The organism is uncultured Campylobacter sp. (assembly GCF_938045205.1).
Classification (GTDB): Bacteria; Campylobacterota; Campylobacteria; order Campylobacterales; family Campylobacteraceae; genus Campylobacter_B.
In genome coordinates, this window is sequence record NZ_CALIMY010000056.1 from 1 (window position 1) to 1,650 (window position 1,650).

Sequence of the window (1,650 nt, forward strand, 5' to 3'; positions counted from 1 at the left end):
CGTAAGCATTGGCTAGAATCTGATGGCGCGCCCGCTTTCTCTAGATGCTCGCTAAGCTCGTTTCTACTAAATTTTACCCCGTCCGCAACCGTCATCATAAAGCCGAACCAGCTAGGTTCGGAATGCGGCTGGGTTTTAACTAAGATGAGCTCTTTTATATCTTTCAGCCCGTCATAAAGCTTTTTAAAATTTCGCCTACGACGCTGCACGAAGCTAGAAAATTTCCCTATCTGAGCGCACCCCACCGCAGCCTGCATATCGGAGGCTTTTAAATTAAATCCGAAGTGCGAATAAACGTATTTATGATCGTATCCAAGCGGTAGCTCACCAAATTTCTGCGAAAAGCGCCTGCCACAGGTATTATCCGCGCCGCTCTCACACCAGCAGTCGCGCCCCCAATCACGCATACTTAGCATAATTTTTTTAAGCAGCGGATTGTTTGTATATGTGGCGCCGCCCTCGCCCATCGTCATATGATGAGGCGGGTAGAAGCTGCTTGTGCCTATATCCCCCCATGTGCCGGTCGGCTTACCGTCGTACAGAGAACCCAGCGCGTCGCAGTTATCCTCGATAAGCCACAAATCATACTTATCACAAAATTCCTTCACGGCTTTTATATTAAAAGGATTTCCTAGGGTGTGAGCTACCATGACGGCTTTCGTTTTTGGACTAAGCGCAAGCTCAAGCTTCGTATGGTCTATGTTAAAATACTCAAGCTCCATATCGACAAAAACTGGAACGGCACCGTATTGCACGATAGGTGCAACTGTCGTAGGAAAGCCTGCCGCTACGGTTATAACTTCATCTCCCTTCTTTATGCGGCGCTCTTTTAGAAGCGGCGAGGTAAGCGCAAAGAATGCAAGCAAATTCGCACTGCTTCCGCTATTTACTAAAAACGCCCATTTTACGCCAAGCATTTTGGCAAATTCCTTTTCAAATTTTTTAGAATATGTGCCGTATGTGAGCCAGAAATCAAGCGAACTATCTACTAAATTTACCATTTCGTGCTCATCAAAGACTCTACCTGCGTAATTCACACGGCTTTTGCCGGGTTCAAATTTAGCTCTCTGCGCCGGCTCATGAACCAGCCTATAATACTCTTTCGTTTTTTCTAAAATTTCTTGTTTTAATTCTTGCGGGGTCATTTTTTGCCTTTCCAAATTTCATTGATTTTTCCCAAATATGGATCTTTTTTTATGGTATCTAAGTCTAAGCTAGTAAAATTTTGCTTAAAATATTTGCAAATTTTACCGATCGCTTCCGAATGCGGCGTAAGCTTGAATTTATCTTTCATTTCGGATTTTAATAGGCTATTGTCGGAAGTGTATTCGTTGTTCAGCCCTTCATTTAGCACGCTTATCTCCGATTTAAAATCGCTCGCCTCATTTACCAGCGCAGCTAGGCCGAGCAGATCGATTTTTGTCCCGCTGCTTGCGTTGTAAATTTTATGCCGTACGTCATTTTCTATATAAAATTCCACTACGTTTAGCAGATCCTCAACATACATATAGTCAAAAAATACGTTTTGATTGATCGTGATGGGTAGGTGCAGTAGGTTTTTTACTACGGCATTTGTGATAAATTTATAGCGGTAATTCTCCATTTCGCCGTAAATTCCAAATAAACGAAGTTGGATAATATTATCCCTGC

At 43.0% G+C, this 1,650-nt stretch carries 1 protein-coding gene and 1 pseudogene; both read right to left on the reverse strand.

The features are described from left to right. Positions 1 to 1,145: lipopolysaccharide biosynthesis protein RfbH (gene rfbH, locus Q0198_RS03355; RefSeq protein ID WP_297894967.1), on the reverse strand; the 1,145-nt coding region annotated here is incomplete at its 3' end. After that, positions 1,142 to 1,650 (reverse strand): annotated as a pseudogene (locus tag Q0198_RS03360) (NAD(P)-dependent oxidoreductase); the annotation flags it as partial. The gene rfbH and the pseudogene Q0198_RS03360, both read right to left, overlap by 4 nt.